Genomic DNA, 1939 nt, shown 5'->3' on the forward strand with positions numbered 1-1939 from the left:
TCGCAGTGGTCTCCAGCATCATGCCCATCGACTGAGCGACCGGTTTGAGCCGCGAGATCTCCTCCCACGACATCACTCCGGGATTCAGATGCGGCAACAGGCCGGTCTCCTCCAGCACCAGGATCGACACCGCGCGCAGATAGTCCAGCGTGGAGTCGTAGCCGCGTTCGTCGAGCCACTGGGCGGCCTCCGGCCAGCGCGCCTCCGGGCGGTCTCCCAGAGTGAACAGCGCTTCCTTGCAGCCAAGGGCGGCGCCGCGCCGCGCGATATCCAGAACCTCGTCCGGTTCCAGGAACATGCCGCGTCCCTCGGCACGCAGCTTGCCCGGCACGGTGACGAACGTGCAGTAATGGCATTTGTCCCGGCACAGATGCGTCAACGGGATGAACACATTGCGTGAATAGGTGATGCTGCCCGGCCTGCCCGCCGAGGCGAGCCCGGCGTCGCGCACCCGGGCGGCGCTGCGGGACAGCTCGGTCAGGTCGGCGTCACGGGCGTGCAACAACACCGTGGCCTCATCGACATTCAACGTGACCCCGTCGCGCGCCCGCCGCAGCGCCCGGCGCATGGCCGACGGGGTTGGCGGTGCGGTGGGTACGGTCGGTTTCGGTAGGTCGATCACGCCCTCGATCATGCGCCACACATCCCGAACTGTCTCCCTCCAGGCTCGACAGCGGTGACAACCGCCGCTCGGACCGCGCTATTCCGGCCAGGTCACAGCCGGTGAACCGGGCTCGGATGTGCCGCGCGCCGATCCGCGGGCGATCTTGTCATGGGACCATGACAGATATGTCTCAGCCGCGCACGATCATGGCCGAACCCGCCTGGCGTCCCAGTCCGCGAGCCATCACGCTGTGGGCCGTGCAGGCCGCGCTGGCCTGGATCGTTCCGTTTGCCGCGCTGATCGTGTGGGGTGTGCTGGATCCCGGACACCGATCCGCGCAGCTCACGGCGCTGGTGGTGCTGCTGGCGGCGGCGGTGATCGGGGTCGGTGTTGTGCCGCGGTGGCGGTATCGGGTGCACCGCTGGGAGGTCACCGACGATGCGGTGTACACCCGGGTCGGCTGGCTCACCCAGGAGAGCCGGGTGGCCCCGATTTCCCGGGTGCAGACCGTCGACACCGAACGCGGTCCGCTGGAGCGGCTGTTCGGGTTGGCCACGGTCACCGTGACCACCGCGTCGTCGGCGGGTGCGGTGCAGATCAGCGAACTCGATCTGCCGATGGCCGAGCAGACGGTGATCCGGTTGACCGAGATCGCTGCCCGGCATCGTGGGGATGCGACATGACCGGCCCCGAGGCGCCGTGGTCGCGGCTGGATCGGCGGATGCTGCTCGTGCATCCGGTGACCGAGGTGGTCAAGTTCATCCCGGTGCTGCTCGGTACCGTGATTCTCGGTACCAGCAGCGGTAATCCGCTGTGGAGCATTCTGGCGCTGGCGGCGATCCTCGGTTACGCGGTCACCCGCTGGTTCACCACCACCTACCGGGTCGGGCCGACCCATGTGGAATTGCGGACAGGTTTGCTGCAGCGCCGGGAATTGTCGGTGCCGCGCTCGCGAATTCGTTCGGTGGATATCGAATCCGATCTACTGCATCGGGTTCTCGGATTGTCGGTGGTGGTGATCGGCACCGGGCAGCAGGCCGAATCCGGGGACAAATTCACCCTCGATTCCCTGGATTCCCGGGTGGTCCCGCAGCTACGCGCCACCTTGCTCGCCCACACCAGGGCGCCGCATGTCGCGGCCGATCGGCCCGCAGGAGAACTCGATGATTCCGCAGCCGAATCCCCTTCCCCGAGCGGGTTTTCCGCCCCGGACGGCGGGCAGGAAATCGCCAATTGGCGGCCGAGCTGGGTTCGTTATGCACCGCTGTCGCTGACCGGTTTCGCGATCGTGGTGCCGGTGCTCGGTGTCGCCTTCCAATACGGCCTCGGCGATGT

The 1939-nt window shown here is 67.4% G+C and carries 3 protein-coding genes; 2 read left to right on the plus strand and 1 reads right to left on the minus strand.

All coding sequences use genetic code 11. The features are described from left to right. On the minus strand, window positions 1–634 hold a 634-nt coding region (locus B0T44_RS26155; protein WP_139795381.1), incomplete at its 3' end, for a radical SAM protein. 155 nt (window positions 635–789) lie between these two features. On the opposite strand from B0T44_RS26155, the gene B0T44_RS26160 reads away from it, so the two are divergent. Both B0T44_RS26160 and B0T44_RS26165 read left to right on the plus strand, forming a co-directional pair. After that, entirely contained in the window at window positions 790–1287 is a 498-nt protein-coding gene (locus B0T44_RS26160) for a PH domain-containing protein (protein WP_077114768.1), read from the plus strand. Beyond that, the coding region (locus B0T44_RS26165) for a PH domain-containing protein (RefSeq protein ID WP_176219251.1) at window positions 1284–1939 on the plus strand (656 nt) is incomplete at its 3' end. The genes B0T44_RS26160 and B0T44_RS26165, both read left to right, overlap by 4 nt.

This window comes from Nocardia donostiensis, assembly GCF_002081715.1.
GTDB lineage: Bacteria > Actinomycetota > Actinomycetes > Mycobacteriales > Mycobacteriaceae > Nocardia > Nocardia donostiensis.

Coding starts and splice junctions, on each gene's coding strand:
- B0T44_RS26160 (WP_077114768.1), top strand. CDS start 790: ATGTCTCAGCCGCGCACGATCATGGCCGAACCCGCCTGGCGTCCCAGT.